The 23,095-nt window shown below is 68.5% G+C and carries 18 protein-coding genes; 13 read left to right on the top strand and 5 right to left on the bottom strand.

Going from position 1 to position 23,095, the window contains the following annotated elements:
• The first annotated feature begins 70 nt into the window (after positions 1-70).
• Positions 71-1,090 carry a glycoside hydrolase family 18 protein gene (locus tag IE124_RS24610; protein ID WP_229832795.1) on the top strand — a complete coding sequence of 340 codons (1,020 nt, stop codon included), beginning with the start codon at positions 71-73 and terminating at the stop codon, positions 1,088-1,090.
• 61 nt (positions 1,091-1,151) lie between these two features.
• On the opposite strand, the gene IE124_RS24615 is transcribed toward IE124_RS24610, so the two are convergent.
• The 4 genes from IE124_RS24615 to IE124_RS24630 all read right to left on the bottom strand — a co-directional run bounded on the left by IE124_RS24615 (position 1,152) and on the right by IE124_RS24630 (position 4,979).
• Positions 1,152-1,928 (bottom strand): succinate dehydrogenase/fumarate reductase iron-sulfur subunit, encoded by a 777-nt coding sequence (locus tag IE124_RS24615; protein ID WP_189510233.1) that lies wholly within the window; start codon positions 1,926-1,928, stop codon positions 1,152-1,154.
• Positions 1,925-3,820 (bottom strand): fumarate reductase/succinate dehydrogenase flavoprotein subunit, encoded by a 1,896-nt coding sequence (locus IE124_RS24620; protein ID WP_189510235.1) that lies wholly within the window; start codon positions 3,818-3,820, stop codon positions 1,925-1,927. Before IE124_RS24620 ends, IE124_RS24615 begins: the two co-directional genes overlap by 4 nt.
• A gap of 17 nt (positions 3,821-3,837) precedes the next feature.
• The gene (gene sdhC, locus IE124_RS24625; RefSeq protein ID WP_189510236.1) at positions 3,838-4,659 is read right to left on the bottom strand and encodes a succinate dehydrogenase subunit SdhC; all 822 of its coding nucleotides are present in this window, start codon (positions 4,657-4,659) and stop codon (positions 3,838-3,840) included.
• A gap of 92 nt (positions 4,660-4,751) precedes the next feature.
• A complete protein-coding gene (locus IE124_RS24630) occupies positions 4,752-4,979 on the bottom strand; it encodes an Rv0250c family protein (RefSeq protein ID WP_189510238.1) in 228 nt (75 codons plus the stop codon).
• Between the two features lie 248 nt (positions 4,980-5,227).
• Between IE124_RS24630 and IE124_RS24635 the strand changes: the two genes are divergently transcribed.
• Both IE124_RS24635 and typA read left to right on the top strand, forming a co-directional pair.
• Entirely contained in the window at positions 5,228-7,651 is a 2,424-nt protein-coding gene (locus tag IE124_RS24635) for an ABC transporter family substrate-binding protein (RefSeq protein WP_189510240.1), read from the top strand.
• 314 nt (positions 7,652-7,965) lie between these two features.
• Positions 7,966-9,867 carry a translational GTPase TypA gene (typA, locus tag IE124_RS24640; RefSeq protein WP_189510242.1) on the top strand — a complete coding sequence of 634 codons (1,902 nt, stop codon included), beginning with the start codon at positions 7,966-7,968 and terminating at the stop codon, positions 9,865-9,867.
• A 270-nt stretch (positions 9,868-10,137) separates the two neighbouring features.
• On the opposite strand, the gene IE124_RS24645 is transcribed toward typA, so the two are convergent.
• Positions 10,138-10,722, bottom strand: a complete 585-nt coding sequence (locus tag IE124_RS24645; protein ID WP_189510244.1) for a hypothetical protein — start codon at positions 10,720-10,722, stop codon at positions 10,138-10,140.
• A 599-nt stretch (positions 10,723-11,321) separates the two neighbouring features.
• Between IE124_RS24645 and IE124_RS24650 the strand changes: the two genes are divergently transcribed.
• From IE124_RS24650 to IE124_RS24695, 10 genes are all read left to right on the top strand, one after another.
• Positions 11,322-12,962 (top strand): peptide ABC transporter substrate-binding protein, encoded by a 1,641-nt coding sequence (locus IE124_RS24650; RefSeq protein ID WP_189510246.1) that lies wholly within the window; start codon positions 11,322-11,324, stop codon positions 12,960-12,962.
• Between the two features lie 91 nt (positions 12,963-13,053).
• Positions 13,054-13,980, top strand: a complete 927-nt coding sequence (locus IE124_RS24655; RefSeq protein ID WP_189510249.1) for an ABC transporter permease — start codon at positions 13,054-13,056, stop codon at positions 13,978-13,980.
• Positions 13,973-14,923 carry an ABC transporter permease gene (locus IE124_RS24660; protein ID WP_189510251.1) on the top strand — a complete coding sequence of 317 codons (951 nt, stop codon included), beginning with the start codon at positions 13,973-13,975 and terminating at the stop codon, positions 14,921-14,923. Before IE124_RS24655 ends, IE124_RS24660 begins: the two co-directional genes overlap by 8 nt.
• Positions 14,924-14,940: 17 nt before the next feature.
• Entirely contained in the window at positions 14,941-15,999 is a 1,059-nt protein-coding gene (locus IE124_RS24665; RefSeq protein ID WP_189510252.1) for an ABC transporter ATP-binding protein, read from the top strand.
• The gene (locus IE124_RS24670; protein ID WP_189510254.1) at positions 15,992-17,080 is read left to right on the top strand and encodes an ABC transporter ATP-binding protein; all 1,089 of its coding nucleotides are present in this window, start codon (positions 15,992-15,994) and stop codon (positions 17,078-17,080) included. The genes IE124_RS24665 and IE124_RS24670 overlap by 8 nt, the downstream gene beginning before the upstream one ends.
• Positions 17,081-17,251: 171 nt before the next feature.
• Entirely contained in the window at positions 17,252-18,877 is a 1,626-nt protein-coding gene (locus IE124_RS24675; RefSeq protein WP_189510256.1) for a peptide ABC transporter substrate-binding protein, read from the top strand.
• A gap of 156 nt (positions 18,878-19,033) precedes the next feature.
• On the top strand, positions 19,034-19,957 hold the full coding sequence (locus tag IE124_RS24680; protein WP_189510258.1) for an ABC transporter permease: 924 nt from the start codon (positions 19,034-19,036) through the stop codon (positions 19,955-19,957).
• Positions 19,950-20,948, top strand: coding sequence for an ABC transporter permease (locus IE124_RS24685; RefSeq protein ID WP_189510260.1), 999 nt, complete (start codon positions 19,950-19,952; stop codon positions 20,946-20,948). Before IE124_RS24680 ends, IE124_RS24685 begins: the two co-directional genes overlap by 8 nt.
• 6 nt (positions 20,949-20,954) lie before the next feature.
• Positions 20,955-21,938 carry an ABC transporter ATP-binding protein gene (locus IE124_RS24690; RefSeq protein ID WP_189510262.1) on the top strand — a complete coding sequence of 328 codons (984 nt, stop codon included), beginning with the start codon at positions 20,955-20,957 and terminating at the stop codon, positions 21,936-21,938.
• Complete coding sequence (locus IE124_RS24695) at positions 21,931-23,055, top strand: ABC transporter ATP-binding protein (RefSeq protein ID WP_189510264.1); 1,125 nt, start codon at positions 21,931-21,933, stop codon at positions 23,053-23,055. Before IE124_RS24690 ends, IE124_RS24695 begins: the two co-directional genes overlap by 8 nt.
• Positions 23,056-23,095: the final 40 nt, after the last annotated feature.

Consider the following 23,095-nt stretch of genomic DNA (forward strand, 5'->3'; position numbering starts at 1 on the left):
GTCACTGTCTGTGGTCGCCTCTACGGTGGCAACAGCGGCATGAGTGATACGACGGCTCTTGGGGGCTCGTGTGAACGGACGGTTGAAGGGCATCTGGAGGCGGGGGCGCTGGTTCGCCCTCGGGCTGGTCCTGCTGCTCGTCGTGCCCTTGCTCACCGGAGCGGTCGCGCTGCGCCTCAACTTCACGGGTGACGTCAGGGAGGACGCGCGGACCCGGGGCAAGGACGCCATCTGGCTCGGCCACGCCTGGGTCGACGGGCGCAAGAAGGACGCCGACCTCGCGGCCTTCGCGGCCCGGATCAAGGGCACCGGCATCCGCGACCTCTACGTCCACGCCGGACCGCTGCGGCATGACGGCACCCTCCCGGCGGCCAAGTACCCCCGGGCGAAGTGGCTGATAGACGAGGTGCACCGCACGATGCCCGGAATTCGCGTGCAGGCGTGGCTGGGCGACGTCCTCGTGACCGAGGGGTCGAACGGACTGCGTCTGGACAAGGCCGGGTCCCGCGAGGCCGTGGTCACCTCGGCCCGGCAGATCCTGGACGCCGGCTTCGACGGGGTCCACTTCGACCTGGAGCCGCTGCTCTCCGACGACGCGAACTACCTGTCGCTCCTCGACGACCTGGGGGAGCTGACCCGCGCCCGGAAGGTGCCGCTCTCGGTGGCCGCCCACCAGATCGACCCGGTGCCCGCCGCACACTCGGTGAACAGCGTGCTCACCGGCAAGGAGAAGTGGTGGTCGCAGGAGTTCTTCGGCCAGGTCGCGCGGCGCGTCGACCAGATCGCCGTCATGTCGTACGACACCTGGATGCCGCTGGAGGGCCTGTACGGCGGCTACGTCGCCCAGCAGACGAGCCTCGCCCTTGAGGTGACACCCGAATCGACCGACCTGCTGATGGGGCTCCCCTTCTTCCACGAGGACGACCTCGGCCACCACGAGAACGCGGAGACCGTCGCCGCCGCGATCCGCGGCACGAGACTCGGCCTCGGGCGCACGGACCACGACCGCCGGCAGTTCGGTGTCGCGCTGTACGTCGACTTCGCCGCGGAGGAAGGGGACTGGGCGGCGTACCGCGAGGGCTGGCACTGACCCGCGCCCCCGCGGCGCCCGCCGCGCCGTCCTGAGGCGCCCGCCGCGCCTCAGGACGCCCCTACCCCTTCCGCCGCCTGATCGTGTTGCCGAGCCACACCAGCGGGTCGTACTTCCGGTCCACGACCCGCTCCTTCAGCGGGATCAGCGCGTTGTCGGTGATCCGGATGGACTCCGGGCACACCTCCGTACAGCACTTGGTGATGTTGCAGTAGCCGAGCCCGTGCTCCTCCTGCGCGCTCCGCCGCCGGTCGATCCCCGCCTCCTCCGCCGCGTCCAGGGGGTGCATGTCGAGCTCCGCGACCCGCATGAGGAAGCGGGGCCCGGCGAAGGCCTCCTTGTTCTCCTCGTGGTCACGCACCACATGGCAGGTGTCCTGGCACAGGAAGCACTCGATGCACTTCCTGAACTCCTGTGAGCGGTCCACGTCCTCCTGCCGCATCCGGTACTCGCCGGGTCCGACCCCGGGCGGCGGCACGAAGGCCGGGATCTCCCGGGCCTTCGCGTAGTTGAAGGAGACGTCCGTGACCAGGTCGCGGACGATCGGGAAGGCGCGCATCGGGGTCACGGTGATCACCTCGTCCCGCGCGAAGACCGACATCCGGGTCATGCAGAGCAGCCGGGGCCGGCCGTTGATCTCGGCCGAGCACGAACCGCACTTGCCCGCCTTGCAGTTCCAGCGCACGGCGAGGTCCGGCGCCTGGGTGGCCTGGAGGCGGTGGACGACGTCGAGCACGACCTCCCCGTCGTGCACCTCGACCGTGTAGTCGGTCAGCTCTCCGCCGTCGGTGTCGCCCCGCCACACCCTGAACCGCGCGTCGTACGTACTCGTCGTCATCGGCCCAGCTCCCCTTCCAGCTCCGCGTCCGCGAGGTACTTGGCCAGCTCCTCCTGCTCGAAGAGGGCGAGCAGGTCCGCCCGGATCGGCTCGGTACGGACGCGTTCGAGCCCGATGCCCTCGCCCTCGGCGTGACACAGCAGGTTCACCGGGCGCCACTCCCGCACCATCGCCGGGTGGTCCTCCCGGGTGTGCCCGCCCCGGGACTCGGTGCGCTCCAGGGCGGCCCGGGCCACGCACTCGCCGACGAGGAGCATGTTCCGCAGGTCCAGGGCGAGGTGCCAGCCCGGGTTGAACTGCCGGTGTCCCTCGACGGCGATCCGGCGGGCCCGCTCCCGCAGGGCGGCGATCCGCTCCAGGGCCTCGGCCATCTCGCCCTCCCGCCGGATGATCCCGACGAGGTCGTTCATCGTCTGCTGGAGCTCCTGGTGGAGCGTGTACGGGTTCTCCGGCGCGCCGCCCGACGGTCCTCCGAAGGGCGCGAGCGCCTCCGCCGCCGCGGCCTCGATGTCGTCCGCCACGACCGTGGAGCCGGCACCGGACACCGCGTACTGCGCCGCGTAGAGCCCGGCGCGGCGGCCGAAGACGAGGAGGTCGGAGAGCGAGTTGCCGCCGAGCCGGTTGGAGCCGTGCATGCCCCCCGCCACCTCGCCGGCCGCGAAGAGCCCCGGCACGCCGACCGTGGCCGCCGTCTCGGAGTCGACGGCCACGCCGCCCATCACGTAGTGGCAGGTCGGCCCGACCTCCATGGCCTCCGCCGTGATGTCGACGTCGGCCAGCTCCTTGAACTGGTGGTACATCGAGGGGAGCCTCCGTCGGATCACCTCGGCCGGCATCCGGGTCGACACGTCGAGGAACACCCCGCCGTGCGGCGAGCCGCGGCCCGCCTTCACCTCGGAGTTGATGGCCCGTGCCACCTCGTCACGGGGCAGCAGCTCGGGCGGGCGCCGGTTGTTGTCCGGGTCCTCGTACCAGCGGTCGCCCTCCTCCTCGGTCTGCGCGTACTTCTCCTTGAAGACGTCGGGGACGTAGTCGAACATGAACCGCCGCCCCTCGGAGTTCCGCAGCACCCCGCCGTCGCCGCGTACGGACTCGGTGACGAGGATCCCCTTCACCGAGGGCGGCCAGACCATCCCGGTCGGATGGAACTGCACGAACTCCATGTTCACCAGCGGCGCGCCCGCGAGCAGGGCCAGCGCGTGGCCGTCGCCCGTGTACTCCCAGGAGTTCGAGGTGACCTTGAAGGACTTGCCGATGCCGCCGGTCGCGAGGACGACCGAGGGCGCCTCCAGGACGAGGAAGCGGCCGCTCTCGCGCTCGTAGCAGAAGACCCCGGCGACCTGGCCGTCCGTGCCCTTCAGGATCCGGGTGACGGTGAACTCCTGGAAGACCTTCAGCCGTCCCTCGTGGTCGCCGGTCTCGCGGTGGTCCTCCTGCTGGAGGCCGACGATCCGCTGCTGGAGGGTCCGGATCAGTTCGAGGCCGGTCCGGTCGCCGACGTGCGCGAGCCGCGGGTACTCGTGCCCGCCGAAGTTGCGCTGCGAGATCCGGCCGTCCGCGGTCCGGTCGAAGAGCGCACCCCAGGTCTCCAGCTCCCAGACCCGGTCCGGGGCTTCCTGGGCGTGCAGCTCGGCCATCCGCCACTGGTTGAGGAACTTCCCGCCGCGCATGGTGTCGCGGAAGTGCGTCTTCCAGTCGTCGTGCTCGTTGGCGTTGGCCATGGAGGCGGCGATTCCGCCCTCGGCCATGACGGTGTGGGCCTTGCCGAAGAGGGATTTGCAGATCACGGCGGTACGGGCGCCCGCCCGGCGCGCCTCGATCGCGGCCCGCAGCCCGGCCCCGCCGGCGCCGACCACGACCACGTCCCACTGCTGTCGTTCCACCACTGCCATCTCAGAAGAACCTCACGTCAGAAGAACCTCGGGTCGTCGAAGGTGCCGGTCGCGAGCAGGTACACGTACAGGTCACACACGGCGACGCTGATCAGGGAGGCCCACGCGAGCTGCATGTGCCGCCGGTTCAGCCGTCCGGTCCAGGTCCACAGCCGGTACCGGACGGGGTGCTTCGAGAAGTGCCGCAGCCGGCCGCCGACGATGTGCCGGCAGGAGTGGCAGGAGAGGGTGTACGCCCAGATCAGCGCGATGTTCACGAGGAAGATCAGCGTCCCGAGACCGGCGTGCCCCCAGGCGTACGAGGAGTCGCGGAAGGTCAGGACGGTGTCGTACGTGAGGATGCCGGCGACCGGGAGCGCCGCGTAGAAGAAGTACCGGTGGAGGTTCTGCAGGAGCAGCGGGAAGCGGGTCTCGCCCGTGTACGTCCGGTGGGGCTCGGCGACCGCGCAGGCCGGGGGAGACGCCCAGAAGCCCCGGTAGTACGCCTTGCGGTAGTAGTAGCAGGTCAGCCGGAAGCCGAGCGGGAAGATCAGGATCAGCAGGGCGGGGGAGAGGCCCCACCAGCTGCCGAAGATCTCCCAGTTCGGGCCGCCTTGCATGGGGACGCAGTTCGACGCCAGACAGGGCGAGTAGAACGGCGAGACGTAGGGGGCCGCGTAGTAGTCGGTGGCGGCGAAGGCCCGCCAGGTCGAGTACGCGACGAAGGCGAGCAGTCCGGCGGCGGTGGCGGCCGGCGAGAGCCACCACCGGTCGGTCCGTAGATGGCGGGCGGCGATGGCGGCGCGCCCCGGGGAGCGCACCCCCGTCGCGGATCCGGGCGGTTCCGTACCTGTGGCCAACAGGCCCTCCTGCGGTCGGTTGCCGGTACGTCCTCAGGCCCGCGGGGCGCCGGACGCGTGGCCCGAGCGCGCGGCACGAGGCGCTCGGCGGTCTAGGGAGCGTGGCGGTCGCGTGCTCCCAGTCCCTCGTCGTCCGTGTCCGTCCACAGCCCGCTGTCGTACGGGGCATCGGGGATGGTCACCAGGCTTTCGGCGCGTCCGGCGGCCGGTGCCGGGGCCACGCCCCGCTCCGCCGCGACGGATCGCTCCAGCCGGCCGACGGTGCGGACCAGCTCTTCGAGGCAGCTCTTGACGGCCGCCAGATCGTCCTGAACGGACATGGGTTGCCCTCACTTCCGCGAGCGGCTTCCGCAGGAGTGTCGCGCGTCACAACCCGCTTGGGAAGCCATGTGCACGGGATTCCACTCGTCCGGAGCGGCCGGGGCCGGGGCCGTTGGGCCGCACGAGTGGGGTTTCCCGGACGTGCCGCCGTGTCGCCGTGGCCGGATCCGATCCGTCCTTTTCAGTGTATGAGCAATAGGTCTGATCATCTCCAAATGGAATAAATCTGGACGAAGGGGTACAAGTCATGTCCCAGTTCGGCGCCCCTCGCGGGAGGACATGCTCCAGGAGCCCCCGCTCCCGCACGCTCCGCTCCGTCGCCACCCTCACCAGTGCGGTCCTCGCCGTCACCGTGCTCGCCGGCTGCAGCTCCGACGGGACCGACGAGGCCCCGGCCGCGGCGCAGGACAACGCTCCCGCGGCCCGCGACAAGGTGGCCGACGGCGGCACCCTCCGCTGGGCCGTCGACGCGCTGCCCACCACCCTGAACAGCTTCCAGGCCGACGCCGACGGCACCACGTCCCGGATCGCCGGGGCCGTGCTCCCCTCCCTCTACACGATCGACGGGCGGGGCCGGCCGCAGCTGAACCCGGACTACCTGGAGTCCGCGCAGGTCGTCGAGACCGAGCCCAAGCAGGTCGTCCTCTACAAGCTCCACCAGCAGGCGGTGTGGAGCGACGGGCGCGAGATCGGGGCCCCCGACTTCGTGGCCCAGTGGCGGGCGCTGAGCGGCCGCGACACCGCGTACTGGACCGCCCGCAACTCCGGCTACGAGCGGATCGAGAAGATCGAGCGGGGCAAGACCGACCTGGAGGTACGGGTCACCTTCTCCAAGCCCTACGCCGACTGGAAGTCCCTCTTCACCCCGCTCTACCCCAAGCAGGTCATGGGGTCCCCGAACTCCTTCAACGACGGGGCGCGCACCACCCTCAAGGCCACTGCAGGACCGTTCCTGCTGAAGTCGATCGACCGCAAGAGCGGCGACGTCACCCTGACCCGCAACCCCCGCTGGTGGGGGCAGTCCGCCAAGCTCGACAGCCTCGTCCTCAAGGCCGTCCCCCGCGCCGACCGGGCCGCCGCCCTCTCCGCGGACAAGCTCGACCTGGCCGAGATCGACCGCTCCACGGCCGAGCGGATCACCCTCGCGCTCAAGGACGCCGGCGCGGGCAGGAACGGCGCCCAGGCGGCCCTCGCCCACGGCCCCGGCTCGGCGATCACCCCCTCCAACGCCCTGAAGTCCTGGTCCCTCGCCCACGGCTCCGACGAGGAGAAGGCGGAGGAGGTCCAGGCCGCCCGCCAGAAGAACCAGAAGGCCGTCACCCGCTACGCGAACGAGCAGAACACCCTCGCCCGCTTCGTCGTCCGCAAGTCCCTGGAGCCCGCCTACACCCAGCTCTCGCTCAACGGCGAGTCCGGCGCGCTCGCCGACGAGCGGGTACGCCGGGCGGTGGCCCGAGCCATCGACCGCCAGGAACTGGCCGAATCCGTACTCAAGCCCCTCGGCCTCCCGGCGACGCCCCCCGGCAGCCACCTGGCCCTCGCCGGGCAGGCGGCGTACGCGGACAGCAGCGACGCGCTCGGCGACCAGGACACCAAGGAAGCGCGGGCACTCCTCGCCGACGCGGGCTGGGTCCCGGGCGGGGCGGTCAAGAAGCCCGCCGGCGCGAAGGACGGCACCGAGGCCGGAAGCGAGGCCGAGAAGGCCGAGAAGGCCGAGAAGGCCGAGAAGGAGAACACGGACAACAAGGAGAAGGCGCAGTCCGGCGCGAAGGCCGACGGCTCCTCCACCGACGCCAAGAAGAAGGCGGACACCGCGTCCGACGAAGGCCTCTACATCGTCGGCGACGACAAGCCGGGCGCCCGCAGGGCCCTCCCCGCCCCCGTCATCGGCGCGGCTGGCCCCGAGAACGGCACCAGCATCCTCGCCCCGGCCCCCGCCGCCGCCCGCCAGAGCGCCGCGCTCCTCGCCCGCGCCGAGGCGCTCGACACCGGCACCGGCCCCGGCCGCGCCGCCCAGTCGGTCACCAAGCCGGACCGGGGAGTGGCCGGGGCCTACGCCCCGCGCGGCACCGCCGCCCCCGTCACCGCGCCCGAGGCGGCCCAGGTCCTCGGCAAGGACGGCAAGGCGCTCAGCCTCCGCTTCGTCCTCCCCTCCGGTCCCGGCTCGGAGTCGCTGCGCGCGGTCGGCGACCGGATCGTCCGGATGCTCGACGCGGTGGGGATCCGCACCCAGGTCACCAAGGTCGCGGACGACAGCTTCTTCAAGGACCACGTCGCCGCGGGCGACTACGACCTGGCGCTCTACTCCTGGCCGGCCTCCGCCTTCCCGGCGACCGACGCCCGGCCCATCTTCGCCAAGCCCGAGCCCGCCTCGGACGGCTCGCTCCTCGTCGAGCAGAACTACTCGCGGGTCGGCACCGACCGCATCGACCAGCTCTTCGACCAGGCGGCCGGGACGCTCGACGAGGAGGAGGCCCGCGATCTCGTCCGCCAGGCCGACGCCCGGATCTGGGCCGCGGCCGGTTCCATCCCCCTCTACCAGCGTCCGCAGCTCGTCGCGGCGAAGGCGGAGATCGTGAACGCGGGAGCCTGGGGCCTCGCCGCCCCCCGCTACCAGGACATCGGCTTCAAGAAGCCCGCACCCTCCAACGGAGCAGAGCGAAACCGCTGAAAGCTCCGAAGTCACCGAAACCGCTGGTCACAACCTCAGAAGCAGCTCAATTTCCTTGCCCGCCGGTGATCCCGGCGGGCAGGATCGCGTCGGCCGCGTGACCCGGCCAGTCCACTGTCGCAACGAGGTGCCCGGGGCGTCCCCCACGCCACCGGGCACACGCCGAAAGCTCCTAGTAGACCCTCTCGGATCCGGGCGGGGAAGCCCCTTGCGCGGCTGCCCCGTACCATAGGACATAGCCGTGGCGCGTCCGCCCGGCGGGCGTAAGAGGAATTGACGCCGCATCCCACGATCCGAGAGAAGCGCAAGCACCCATGCCCACGCGCCACGACATCCGTAACGTCGCCATCGTCGCCCACGTCGACCATGGCAAGACGACCATCGTCGACGCCATGCTCAAGCAGGCCGGTGCCTTCGCCGCCCACCAGCAGCTCGACGACCGCATGATGGACTCGAACGACCTGGAGCGTGAGAAGGGCATCACGATCCTCGCCAAGAACACGGCGGTGAAGTATCACCCCAAGGACGGCGGGGCCCCGATCACGATCAACATCATCGACACCCCCGGTCACGCCGACTTCGGTGGCGAGGTCGAGCGCGGTCTGTCGATGGTCGACGCGGTCGTCCTCCTCGTGGACGCCTCCGAGGGTCCGCTTCCGCAGACCCGCTTCGTGCTGCGCAAGGCGCTCCAGCAGCGCAAGCCCGTCATCCTCTGCATCAACAAGACGGACCGCCCGGACTCCCGGATCGACGAGGTCGTCAACGAGACCTACGACCTCTTCCTCGACCTGGACGCGGACGAGGACCAGATCGAGTTCCCGATCGTTTACGCCTGCGGCCGTGACGGCATCGCCTCGCTGACCAAGCCGGAGAACGGCACCGTTCCCGCGGACAGCGACAACCTGGAGCCGTTCTTCTCCGCCATCCTGGAGCACGTCCCGGCCCCGGTGTACGACGAGGAGGCGCCGCTCCAGGCCCACGTCACCAACCTGGACGCCGACAACTTCCTCGGCCGTATCGCGCTCCTCCGCGTCGAGCAGGGCGAGCTGCGCAAGGGCCAGACGGTCGCGTGGATCAAGCGTGACGGCACGATCTCCAACGTCCGCATCACCGAGCTGATGATGACCGAGGCGCTCACCCGCAAGCCGGCCGAGGTCGCGGGCCCCGGTGACATCTGCGCCGTCGCCGGTATCCCCGACATCATGATCGGCGAGACCCTGGCCGACCCGGAGAACCCGATCGCGCTTCCGCTGATCACGGTCGACCAGCCGGCCATCTCCATGACCATCGGCACCAACACCTCGCCGCTCGTCGGCCGCGGTGGCACGGGCAAGGGCGCGGACGCCAAGTCCGCGGTCAAGCAGCGCAAGGTCACCGCCCGCCAGGTCAAGGACCGTCTGGACCGCGAGCTGATCGGTAACGTCTCGCTCCGCGTCCTCGACACCGAGCGTCCCGACGCCTGGGAGGTTCAGGGCCGCGGTGAGCTCGCGCTCGCCATCCTGGTCGAGCAGATGCGCCGTGAGGGCTTCGAGCTGACCATCGGCAAGCCGCAGGTCGTCACCAAGCTCGTCGACGGCAAGGTCCACGAGCCCGTCGAGCGCCTCACGGTCGACGTCCCCGAGGAGCACATGGGCGCGGTCACGCAGCTCATGGGTGTCCGCAAGGGCCGCATGGACAACATGTCGAACCACGGCTCCGGCTGGGTCCGCATGGAGTTCGTCGTTCCGTCCCGTGGCCTCATCGGCTTCCGTACGGAGTTCCTCACCAACACCCGCGGTACGGGTATCGCCCACTCGATCCACGAGGGCCACGAGCCGTGGTTCGGCACGCTGACGACCCGTAACAACGGTTCGCTGGTCGCCGACCGCGCCGGCGCCGTCACCGCCTTCGCGATGACGAACCTCCAGGAGCGCGGTGTCCTGTTCACCGACCCCGGCACCGAGGTGTACGAGGGCATGATCGTCGGCGAGAACTCCCGCTCCGACGACATGGACGTGAACATCACCAAGGAGAAGAAGCTCACCAACATGCGCTCCGCCTCCGCCGACTCCTTCGAGGCGATCGTCCCGCCGCGGAAGCTCTCCCTGGAGCAGTCCCTGGAGTTCTGCCGCGACGACGAGTGCGTCGAGGTGACCCCGGAGGCCGTGCGCATCCGCAAGGTCATCCTGGACCAGAACGCCCGTGGTCGTGCGTCCTCCCGCGCGAAGAACGCCTGATCCGGCCCACCAGCCGGTGAAGCCGCCCCCGCGGGATCTCCCGTAGGGGCGGCGCCCGCAGCGTCCACACGACGAACGCCCGGCCGGAAGTCTCCGGCCGGGCGTTCGTCGTACGTGCGGTGAGGCGTCCCCCACCTGATACCGCGTCCCCCTACTTGTGACGCTTCCCCCGAACTACGCATCCCCTGTCGCCGGACGGTCGGTCCGGCTCGACGCCCGGGTGGTCGGCCCGGCGCCCACACGCCGGGTGGTCGGCCCGGCGCGCCGGGGTCAGCAGTAGCGCTTGGCGTACGCGGCGAGGCTGCCGGCCGGCACGGTCGTGCCGCACTTGAGGCCGCCCTCGGTGGCCACGGTGAAGCTGATGGCCTTGCCGTAGTTACCGGTGTTGATCCAGCGGGTGCCGCGGTCGCAGCGGAACTGGGTGTAGTAGCCCTGGGTCTTGACGGTGCCCGCGTACAGGACGTACTTGCCGCGGGAGGACAGCCGGTGAGTGATCGACTCGGCCGTGGTCTTGGTCCTCGAGCCCTCGGCCTTCAGCTCCAGACCGACCTTGCCGCTGAGGCTGGCCAGCGCGACGCCGCCGCTGACCTCGACACCGGAGGTGGCGGTGACGGAGGCCGTGATGCTGGTGACGGACGAGGCGCTGACGGTCTTGGTCACGATGCCGCCGGTGTAGTGCTCGATCGCCTTGCGGTGGGTGACGACCGGCGACTTGCTGACGGTGGACCAGGTGTACTTGATGGACCCCGAGCTGCACATCGGGTCGGCGGCCTGCGCGCTGGTGGCGGGCAGGAGAGCCAGCGTGGCCGCCGACAGACAGGTGGTGACGAGGCCCGCCGTGAGCTTGTTGCGCATGATGTTCCCCTCGTGTTATGCCGCCCCGTCGGAGCGGCTGTGCGACCCGTGGTCAGCGGGTCGGATGGGAGTCTTGCGGCTCGACGGAGACATAGGACACAGTTTTGAGCAACTTCTGAGCTTGGCAGGCTCGTTGGGGAGTTGCCGCGGTCCCGTGAGGGGCCTGCGGAGCCGGGAACGAGGGGCCGGGGAGCCGGGATCGAGCCCCCGGGAGGCCGGGATCGAGCCCCCGGGAGGCCGGGATCGATCGCCGGGCCGAGTCAAACCGATTTCCCTGCGAGACGTCCGGATTTCGAACGTCGCTCTCCGGTACGTGTGTTAACAGTCCGTTTCGGGTGTGTCTGTCTGTGCTCGCTTTGTCCGGATTTCGGTCACCCAGGGCTTGGTGATGTTGTCAAACCGAGACCACTTAAGTGTGGTTTACAGCCCGGACGTACTTAATAGTTGGCTCCATTGAGCTCGGGTCAATGGGTCACGCACTGTGGGGAGTGCCGACTCACGAGCACACTCGGGGCACATGGAGTTCCGGACCGTCAGGGGTGTCGGTCCGCTCCGAAAGCCCCTCTCGTAGTGACAAGTGGACTCATGAGGAGGAACCCATGCGTGGTGCCAAGAGCGCCAAGTGGGTAGCGGGCGCGATCGTCGTCGCCCTGGCAGCAACCGCCTGTGGCGGCAAGGACAAGGCGGAGGAGGGTGAGGGCAAGGGCAAGGCGGGCGGCGCGGTGAGCGTCGGCATCTCCGAGCCGAAGCGCCTCGTCCCGCAGACGACGACCGAGTCCGAGGGCTCGCAGGTGCTGGACGCGCTGTTCCGTCCGCTCGTCAGCTACGACGCCAAGAACCAGCCGGTCGAGGACGCGGCGGAGTCGGTCACCACGACCGACAACTCGCTGTGGACCGTCAAGATCAAGCCGGGCCAGAAGTTCCACGACGGCACCCCGGTGACCGCCAAGAGCTACGTCCAGGGCTGGAACTGGGGCGCCTACGGCCCGAACGCGGCCGACGGCAACTACTTCTTCGCCACCATCGAGGGCTACGACGCCCTCAACCCGGCCGACCCGGACGGCGAGGAGGGCCCGAAGAAGGCCCCCGAGCCGACCGCCAAGGAGCTGTCGGGTCTGAAGGTCGTCGACGAGACCACCTTCACGGTCAAGCTGGCGAAGCCCTTCGCCGACTACAAGACCGTCCTCGGCTACACGGTGTTCTACCCGCTGCCGGACGCCGCGATCGCGAACATCAAGGCCTACGAGCAGGCTCCGATCGGCCAGGGTGCCTTCAAGATCGAGGGCAAGTGGGACCACAACAAGTCGATCAAGGTCGTCAAGAACCCTGACTACACGGGCACCAACAAGCCCAACGTGGACTCGGTGACCTACAAGATCTACCAGAAGCAGGAGACGATGTATAAGGACGTCGTCGCCGGCGCCCTGGACGTCATCCCGCAGGTCCCGAGCTCGGAGCTCGCGAACGCCCCGAAGCAGTTCGGTGAGCGCTTCAAGTCGTCGCCCGCCTCGACCTTCCAGTTCGTGTCGTTCCCGACGTACGACAAGAAGTACTCGAAGCCGGACGTGCGCAAGGCCATCTCGATGGCCATCGACCGCGAAGAGATCACCAAGGTGATCCTCAACGACTCGCAGTCCCCGGCCCGTTCGTTCGTCTCCCCGGTCGTCGGCGGCTACCGCGACAACACCTGCGGTGACTCCTGCAAGTTCGACCCGGCGGCTGCCAAGGCTCTCCTCGCGAAGGCCGGCGGCATCGAGGGCAACAAGATCAACATCGGCTACAACGGCGATGGCGGTCACAAGGAGTGGGTGGACGCCACCTGCAACCAGATCAAGAAGAACCTCGGCGTCGAGTGTGTCGGCCAGGCCGTCCCGCAGTTCGCCGAGCTGCTGACCCAGGTCGAGCAGAAGAAGTTCTCCGGCATGTTCCGCATGGGCTGGATCATGGACTACCCGTCCATGGAGAACTACCTCGGCCCGCTGTTCACCACCGGTGGTTCCTCGAACTACTACGGCTACAGCAACAAGAAGTTCGACAAGCTGGTCGAGGACGGCCGCGCCGCGAAGACGTCCGCCGAGGCCATCAAGCTGTGGCAGCAGGCCGAGGACGTCCTCGTCCAGGACATGCCGGTGATCCCGCTCCGCTTCGGCAAGAACGTGTTCGCGCACAGCAAGAACGTGTCGAACGTCGAGATGGACCTCTTCAACCGGGTCGACGTCACCAAGATCTCCAAGGCCTAACGGCCTCAGGCATCTGACCCACTTTTAAGAGTCGAGAACGGCGGCGGGGGCCGGCAACACCAGCCCCCGCCGCTTCTCGCGAGGAGGATCCATGGGCCGGTTCGTCATCCGACGAATCCTTCAGATGGTGCCCGTCTTCATCGGCACCACGTTGATCGTCTACTTTCTCGTCACGCAGATGGGTGGCGATCCCATCCAGAACCTGTACGGCGAGAAGCCCGTACCCGACAACATCAGAGCGACGCTCACCGCTCAGTACCACCTGGACGACCCGTTCTTCGTCCGGTACTGGTACTACTTCAGTGGGCTGCTCCAGGGCGACTTCGGCGAGTCCATCGCCCAAGGCCGGCCCATCGCCGAGCTCCTCGTCGAGGCCTGGCCGGAGACGCTGAAGGTCGCCGGTGTGGCCTTCGTCTTCGAGCTCGTCATCGGCGTCGTCGCCGGTGTGCTCGCGGGCATGCGCCGCGGCAGCTTCATCGACAACCTGGTGCTCGTCTCCACCCTGACCGTCATCGCCATCCCGATCTTCGTGCTCGGCAATGTCGGCCAGACCTTCCTGGGACAGGAATGGGGACTGTTCCCCGTCGCCGGTACCGACGACGGATTCATCAGCTATCTGCTCCCGGGTATGGTGCTCGGCTCGGTGTCGCTCGCCTATATCGCGCGCCTCGCACGGGCCTCGGTCGCGGAGAACCTCCGCGCCGACTACATCCGGACCGCGAAGGCAAAGGGCCTGCCGAAGAGCCGGGTCATCGGCATCCACGTGCTGCGCAACTCGCTGATCCCCGTCGTCACCTACCTGGGCGCCGACCTCGGCTCCCTCATGGGCGGCGCGATCGTCACCGAGGGCATCTTCAACATCCCCGGCGTGGGCTTCCAGCTGTTCAGCTCGCTGAACGTGGAGGACGGGCCGGCCGTCGTCGGATTCGTCAGCCTGCTGGTGCTGGTCTACCTGATCACCGCACTCGTCGTGGACATGCTGTACGCCGTGCTGGACCCGAGGATTCGCTATGAGTAACACGACCAAGTCGCCCGAAGAGGCCTTCGCCGAGGGCATGGCCGGGACCGTCGTGCCCGACGTGTCCTCCAAGCAGGACAAGACGCGCAGTCTTGCCCAAGACGCCCTCCGGGACCTGATCCGCCGTCCGATGTTCATCGTCTCGGGCATCCTGATCGTCGCGATCCTGATCATCGCGTCCTTCCCGACCCTCTTCACGAGTGTCGACCCGCTCGCGTGCGACCTGAAGCACTCGATGGAGGGGCCGAGCGGAAGCGCCTGGTTCGGCTACAACTTCCAGGGCTGCGACGTCTATTCGCAGACCATCTACGGCACCCGCAACTCGATCATCGTGGGTGTGCTGACGACCATCTTCTCCCTGATCATCGGCGGCCTCGTCGGTGTTCTCGGTGGCTTCTTCGGCAAGTGGACGGACGCCCTCCTCTCGTTCGTCACCAACGTCTTCTTCGGACTGCCGCTGCTGCTCGCCGCGATCGTCATCCTGAACAACTTCCGTGACGAGAAGGGCATGCGCAACGCCGGCGTGATGGCCGTGGTCCTGACGCTGAGCGTGGTCGGCTGGATGTCCATGGCCCGCGTCATGCGAGGCGCCGTCATGCAGGTCAAGCAGGCCGACTACGTGGCCGCCGCTCGCTCGCTCGGTGCCTCCACCTCGCGGATGATGTTCCGTCACGTACTGCCGAACTCGATCACCCCGCTCATCGTGGTCGCCACGATCTCGCTGGGTGCCGTCATCGGCGCCGAAGCAACCCTGAGCTTCCTGGGTATCGGCATCAGGCCCCCGGCCATCTCCTGGGGCGTGATGATCTCCGAGGCGCAGGGACGTATCTCGCAGGGACTGCACCCGCTGCTGTTCCCGTCCGGAATGCTCACCATCACGGTCCTCGCCTTCATCATGCTCGGCGACGCGGTCCGTGACGCCTTCGACCCGAAGCTGCGCTGAGAGTAAGGACGAACGCAGTGACCACCATCGACAAGACCGCGAGCGTTCCCGCGCCGCGTGACGGCGCGACCTTCGACGGTCCGCTCCTCGACGTGCGCGACCTCCACGTGGAGTTCCGCACCCGTGAGGGCGTCGCGAAGGCCGTGAACGGTGTCTCGTACTCCGTGAAGGCCGGCGAGACCCTCGCCGTCCTCGGCGAGTCCGGTTCCGGCAAGTCCGTGACCGCTCAGGCCATCATGGGCATCCTCGACACCCCGCCGGGTTTCGTGACCAAGGGAGAGATCGTCTTCCGTGGTCAGGACATGCTCAAGATGTCCGACGAGGAGCACCGCAAGGTGCGCGGCAGCAAGATCGCGATGATCTTCCAGGACGCGCTCTCCTCGCTCAACCCCGTGCTCAGCGTCGGCTACCAGCTCGGCGAGATGTTCCGGGTGCACCAGGGCCTCTCCAAGAAGGAGGCCAAGGTCAAGGCGATCGAGCTGATGGACCGGGTGAAGATCCCGGCCGCCGCGGCTCGCGTCAACGACTACCCGCACCAGTTCTCGGGCGGTATGCGCCAGCGCATCATGATCGCGATGGCGCTCGCCCTGGAGCCGGACCTGATCATCGCGGACGAGCCCACCACGGCGCTCGACGTGACCGTTCAGGCCCAGGTGATGGACCTCCTCGCGGAGCTCCAGCGCGAGTACAACATGGGTCTGATCCTGATCACCCACGACCTCGGCGTCGTCGCCGACGTCGCGGACAAGATCGCCGTGATGTACGCGGGCCGGATCGTCGAGCAGGCGCCGGTGCACGAGCTGTACAAGCGCCCGGCCCACCCCTACACCAAGGGGCTCCTCGAGTCGATCCCGCGCCTGGACCAGAAGGGCCAGGAACTGTACGCGATCAAGGGTCTGCCGCCGAACCTGCTGAAGATCCCGTCGGGCTGCGCCTTCAACCCGCGCTGCCCGAAGGCGGACGACGTCTGCCGTACGGACATTCCGGTCCTCGTGCCGGTCACCGAGCAGGACGGCACGGATCTCCCGGGTCGCGGTAGCGCCTGCCACTTCTGGAAGGAGACGATCCATGGCTGAGCTCAGCAAGAACGACGAGGCCGTGGCCGCCGCTGTCGAGGCCCCTGTCGGCCGCGGCGAGCCGATCCTCCAGGTGCGCAACCTGAAGAAGCACTTCCCGCTGACGCAGGGCATCCTGTTCAAGCGCCAGGTCGGCGCGGTCAAGGCCGTGGACGGGGTCTCCTTCGACCTCCACCAGGGCGAGACCCTCGGCATCGTGGGCGAGTCCGGCTGTGGCAAGTCCACGGTCGCCAAGCTCCTGATGAACCTGGAGAAGGCCACCGCCGGCGAGGTCTTCTACAAGGGCCAGGACATCACCAAGCTGTCCGGGCGCGCGCTGAAGGCCGTCCGCCGCAACATCCAGATGGTGTTCCAGGACCCGTACACCTCGCTCAACCCGCGCATGACGGTCGGCGACATCATCGGCGAACCCTTCGACATCCACCCCGAGGTGGCTCCGAAGGGCGACCGTCGCCGCAAGGTGCAGGAGCTCCTCGATGTCGTCGGTCTGAACCCCGAGTACATCAACCGGTACCCGCACCAGTTCTCCGGCGGTCAGCGCCAGCGCATCGGCATCGCCCGGGGCCTCGCGCTCAACCCGGAGATCATCATCTGCGACGAGCCGGTCTCGGCCCTGGACGTCTCCGTCCAGGCGCAGGTCATCAACCTGATGGAGAAGCTCCAGGACGAGTACAACCTGTCCTACGTCTTCATCGCGCACGACCTGTCGATCGTTCGGCACATCTCGGACCGCGTCGGCGTCATGTACCTCGGCAAGATGGCCGAGATCGGTACGGACGAGCAGATCTACGAGCACCCGACGCACCCGTACACGCAGGCGCTGCTCTCCGCGGTGCCGGTGCCGGACCCGGAGGCCCGCGCGCACCGCGAGCGGATCATCCTCACCGGCGACGTCCCCTCGCCGGCCAACCCGCCGTCGGGCTGCAGCTTCCGCACCCGCTGCTGGAAGGCGCAGGAGAAGTGCTCCACGGAGGTTCCGGTCCTCGCGATCCCGGAGGTCTTCCAGGGGCAGGACATCCAGGCCGCGCACTTCTCGGCGTGCCACTTCGCCGAGGAGAAGAACGTCGTCCACGCCGGATGACGCTCTGCTAGACGCGCACGAGAGGGGCCCGGCCGGTTCGGCCGGGCCCCTCTTCGCGCGCCCGCGCCTCAAGCGGTCGGCGCACCGATGGGTGCCGAGAACATGCACGCCTCCTGAATTCGGGTCATATTGAGCCCTAAGTCACACTTAGGGACATATGGGAGGCACTCCATGCGTGGAGCCACGCACGCCAAGTGGGCCGCTCTGGCCACCGCAGTCGCCCTAGCGGCGACCGCCTGTGGTGGTGGCGACGACAGCGGCGGCGGAGGGGCCGACGGCATCGTGACCTCCTCGTGGGGAGACCCGCAGAACCCGCTGGAGCCCGCCAACACCAACGAGGTGCAGGGCGGCAAGGTCCTGTCCATGATCTTCCGGGGGCTCAAGCAGTACGACCCGAAGACCGGCGAGGCCAAGGACATGCTCGCCGAGAAGATCGAGACCACCGACTCGATCAACTTCACCATCACGGTCAAGGACGGCTGGACCTTCTCCAACGGCGAGAAGGTGACCGCCGAGTCCTTCGTCGACGCCTGGAACTACGGCGCCGATCTGAAGAACAACCAGAAGAACGCCTACTTCTTCGGCCAGATCGAGGGCTACGACAAGGTCCACCCCGAGAAGGGCGAGCCGTCCGCCACGTCCATGTCCGGCCTCAAGGTCACCGGCCCCCAGACCTTCACGGTCAAGCTCACCCAGAAGTTCTCCACCTGGCCCATCACCCTCGGCTACGCGGCCTTCTCGCCGCTGCCCCAGGCCTTCTTCGACGACCGCCAGGCCTGGCTGTCGAAGCCCATCGGCAACGGCCCGTACACCGTCGACTCGTACACCAAGGGCTCCGAGATGGCCCTCAAGCGGTGGGACGGCTACCCCGGCACCGACAAGGCGCAGAACGGCGGCATCACCCTCAAGGTCTACACCGACAACAACACCGCCTACACCGACCTGACGGCCGGAAACCTCGACCTCGTCGACGACGTCCCCGCCGCCCAGCTCAAGAACGTCTCCGCCGACCTCGGCGACCGGTACATCAACGTCCCCGCCGGCATCATCCAGACCCTGTCCTTCCCGTTCTACGACCCGGCCTGGAACAAGCCCGGGCAGGAGAAGCTCCGCCAGGGCATCTCCATGGCGATCGACCGGAACCAGATCACCGAGACGATCTTCCAGAAGACCCGCACCCCCGCCGTCGACTGGACCTCCCCGGTCCTCGGTGAGGAGGGCGGCTTCAAGGACATCTGCGGCGACTTCTGCAAGTACGACGCGGCCGAGGCGAAGAAGCTCGTCGCAGAGGGCGGCGGCATCCCGGGCGGCACGATGAAGATCTCGTACAACGCCGACACGGGCTCCCACAAGGAATGGGTCGACGCGGTCTGCAACTCCATCAACCGCGCCCTCGGCAACGACAACGCCTGCGTCGGCAACCCGATCGGCACCTTCGCCGACTACCGCAACCAGGTCACCACGCAGAAGCTCAAGGGCCCGTTCCGTGCCGGCTGGCAGATGGACTACCCGCTCATCCAGAACTTCCTGCAGCCGCTGTACTACACGAACGCCTCGTCCAACGACGGCAAGTACAGCGACCCCGAGTTCGACAAGCTGGTCAACCAGGCCAACGCCGAGTCCGACATCGCCAAGGCCGTCGGACTCTTCCAGCAGGCCGAGGGCATCCTCCGCGACGACATGGGCGCCGTGCCGCTCTGGTACCAGAACGGCAGCGCCGGCTACTCGGAGCGCGTCTCCAACGTGACGCTGAACCCGTTCAGCGTCCCGGTCTACGACCAGATCAAGGTCAACTGACGCCGTAGGAGGTCGGCGGCGTACGGCCCGGCCAGCGGAGACCACCGCGCCGGGCCGTACGCCTTCGCCATCCGGCCCTCCCCGGAGCCGGCCTCCTCCCGGAGCACCTCCTCCACGGAGTCAACCCCTACCCGGAGCCAACCCCCGGAGCCCCCCATGGGTCGTTATGTGATCCGGCGACTGCTGCAGATGATCCCGGTCTTCTTCGGCGCCACGCTGCTGATCTTCCTGATGGTGAACGTGATGGGCGACCCCATCGCCGGTCTGTGCGGCGACCGCCAGTGCGACCCGGCGACCGCGGCGCAGCTGGAGAAGGAGTTCGGGCTCGACAAGCCCGTCTGGCAGCAATACCTGACCTACATGGGCAACGTCTTCACCGGCGACTTCGGCACCGCCTTCAACGGCCAGGAAGTCACCGAGCTGATGGCCAGCGCCTTCCCGGTCACCATCCGCCTCACCATCGTCGCCATCTTCTTCGAGATCGTCATCGGCATCAGCCTCGGCGTCCTCACCGGCCTCAAGCGCGGCCACCCCGTCGACACGTCCGTGCTGCTGCTGACCCTGGTCGTCATCTCCATCCCGACCTTCGTCACCGGCCTCATCCTCCAGCTCCTCCTCGGAGTGGAGTGGGGCTGGATCAAGCCGGCCGTCTCCAGCGACGCACCGTTCAACGAACTGATCGTCCCGGGCCTCGTCCTCGCCTCGGTCTCCCTCGCGTACGTCACCCGGCTCACCCGGACCTCGATCGCCGAGAACAAGCGGGCCGACTACGTCCGCACCGCCGTCGCCAAGGGCCTGCCCCGCCACCGGGTCATCACCCGCCACCTGCTGCGCAACAGCCTCATCCCCGTCGTGACGTTCATCGGGACCGACATCGGCGCGCTGATGGGCGGGGCTATCGTCACCGAGCGGATCTTCAACATCCACGGCGTCGGCTACCAGCTCTACCAGGGCATCCTCCGCCAGAACACCCAGACCGTGGTCGGCTTCGTGACCGTCCTGGTCATCGTGTTCCTGGTGGCGAACCTGCTCGTCGACCTCCTGTACGCCGTCCTTGACCCGAGGATTCGCTATGCCTGAGCAGCTGCCCGAGCCCCTGGAGTCGTTCGAGGAGGGCCAGGCCATCGCCCCCACCGGCGCCGGAGGCGCGTCCGACCTCGCCACCGCCGAGGGCGAGACCCTGGAGAAGACCCCCGGCGGCCCCCTCGGCACCGGCCCCGACAAGAAGCCCCGCTCCCTCTGGTCCGACGCCTGGCACGACCTGCGCCGGAACCCGATCTTCATCATCTCCGGCCTGATCATCGTCTTTCTCGTGATCATCTCGATCTGGCCGCAGCTCATCGCCAGCGGCAACCCCCTCGACTGTGACCTCTCCAAGGCCCAGGAGGGCCCCCAGCCCGGCCACCCCTTCGGCTTCAACGGCCAGGGCTGCGACGTCTACACCCGTACGGTCTACGGGGCCAGGGCCTCCGTCCAGGTCGGCGTCTTCGCCACCCTCGGCGTGACGATCCTCGGCTCCATCCTCGGCGGGCTCGCCGGCTTCTACGGCGGAGCCTGGGACGGCGTCCTCTCCCGCATCACCGACGTGTTCTTCGCCATCCCCGTCGTCCTCGGCGGCCTCGTCCTGCTCTCCGTCGTCAGCAGCAACACCGTCTGGCCCGTCATCGGCTTCATGGTGCTCCTCGGCTGGCCGCAGCTCTCCCGCATCGCCCGCGGCTCCGTCATCACCGCCAAACAGAACGACTACGTGCAGGCCGCCCGCGCGCTCGGCGCCTCCAACAACCGCATGCTGCTCCGCCACATCGCGCCCAACGCCCTCGCGCCCGTCATCGTCGTCGCGACCATCGCCCTCGGCACGTACATCTCCCTCGAGGCGACGCTCTCCTTCCTCGGCGTCGGCCTCAAGCCCCCCACCGTCTCCTGGGGCATCGACATCTCCTCGGCCGCCCCCTACGTGCGCAACGCACCGCAGATGCTCCTCTGGCCCTCCGGCGCGCTCGCCATCACGGTGCTCGCCTTCATCATGCTCGGCGACGCCGTCCGCGACGCCCTCGACCCGAAGCTGAGGTAGGGACCCATGCTGCTCGAAGTGCGCGACCTGCACGTGGAGTTCCACACCCGCGACGGGGTGGCGAAGGCGGTCAACGGCGTCAACTACTCCGTCGACGCGGGGGAGACCCTCGCCGTCCTCGGCGAGTCCGGCTCCGGCAAGTCCGTGACCGCCCAGGCCATCATGGGCATCCTCGACATCCCACCGGGCAAGATCAGCGGCGGCGAGATCCTCTTCCAGGGCCGGGACCTCCTGAAGCTCAAGGAGGACGAGCGGCGCAAGATCCGCGGCGCCAAGATGGCGATGGTCTTCCAGGACGCCCTGTCCTCCCTCAACCCCGTCGTCAGCGTCGGCGACCAGCTCGGCGAGATGTTCCGGGTCCACAAGGGCATGTCCCGCAAGGACGCCCGGGCCAAGGCCGTCGAGCTGATGGACCGGGTCCGCATCCCCGCCGCCAAGGAACGCGTCGGCCAGTACCCCCACCAGTTCTCCGGCGGCATGCGCCAGCGCATCATGATCGCGATGGCGCTCGCCCTCGAACCCGAACTGATCATCGCCGACGAGCCCACCACCGCCCTGGACGTCACCGTCCAGGCCCAGGTCATGGACCTCCTCGCCGAGCTCCAGCGCGAGCTCAACATGGGGCTCATCCTCATCACCCACGACCTCGGAGTCGTCGCCGACGTCGCCGACAAGATCGCCGTCATGTACGCGGGCAAGATCGTCGAACAGGCCCCCGTCCACGAGATCTACAAGGCGCCCGCCCACCCCTACACCCGAGGCCTGCTCGACTCCATCCCGCGCCTCGACCAGAAGGGCCAGGAGCTCTACGCGATCAAGGGCCTCCCGCCCAACCTCCTGGCCATCCCGCCCGGCTGCGCCTTCAACCCGCGCTGCCCGCTCGCCCGGGACCGGTGCCGCATCGAGGAGCCCCCGCTGTACGACGTGACCGAGTCCCCGGTGAAGCGCTCCAGCGCCTGCCACTTCTGGAAGGAGTGCCTCCATGGCTGAGGCGATTCTCGAAGTCCGGGACCTCCACAAGCACTACCCGCTGACCCAGGGCATCCTCTTCAAGAAGCAGGTCGGCGCGGTCAAGGCCGTCGACGGCGTCGACTTCGACCTCGCCGCCGGCGAGACCCTCGGCATCGTCGGCGAGTCCGGCTGCGGCAAGTCGACCGTCGCGAAGATGCTGGTCAACCTGGAGCGGCCGACGTCCGGATCGATCCGCTACAAGGGCGACGACATCACCAAGCTGTCCCCGCGCGCCCTCAAGGCCGTCCGCCGCAACATCCAGATGGTCTTCCAGGACCCGTACACCTCGCTCAACCCGCGCATGACGGTCGGCGACATCATCGGCGAGCCGTACGAGATCCACCCCGAGGTCGCGCCCAAGGGCGACCGGCGCCGCAAGGTCCAGGACCTCCTGGACGTCGTCGGCCTCAACCCCGAGTACATCAACCGTTATCCGCACCAGTTCTCGGGCGGCCAGCGCCAGCGCATCGGCATCGCCCGCGGCCTCGCGCTCCAGCCCGAGATCATCGTCGCCGACGAGCCCGTCTCCGCCCTCGACGTCTCCGTCCAGGCCCAGGTCGTCAACCTCCTGGAGAACCTCCAGACCGAGTTCTCCCTCTCGTACGTGTTCATCGCCCACGACCTCTCGATCGTGCGGCACATCTCCGACCGGGTCGGCGTCATGTACCTCGGCCGGATCGTCGAGATCGGCACCGACGCCCAGATCTACGACCACCCCACCCACCCCTACACACAGGCCCTGCTCTCGGCCGTCCCCGTCCCCGACCCGGAGGCGCGCGCCCACCGTGAGCGCATCATCCTCACCGGCGACGTCCCCTCCCCGGCCAACATCCCCTCCGGTTGCCGCTTCCGCACCCGCTGCTGGAAGGCACAGGAGCGCTGCACCCTGGAGGTCCCCCTGCTGGCCGTCCCCGCGGTCTACCGGCTCACGGACAGCCCGGCCAAGCACGACTCGGCCTGCCACTTCGCCGAGGAGAAGCACGTGGTCCCCACGGAGGAGGACACCGGGAACGGCGGGGAAGGCCCGGGCGGCAACGGAGGCAACGGCGGGGAAGGCATGGAGGCGAACGGCGGAGCAGGTCCCAAGTCGCTTTAACCCCCGGGCAATCCGGCCGACTCGGCGCCGATATGCGGAC

Source organism: Streptomyces narbonensis, assembly GCF_014649015.1.
In the GTDB taxonomy this organism is placed as follows: Bacteria; Actinomycetota; Actinomycetes; order Streptomycetales; family Streptomycetaceae; genus Streptomyces; species Streptomyces narbonensis.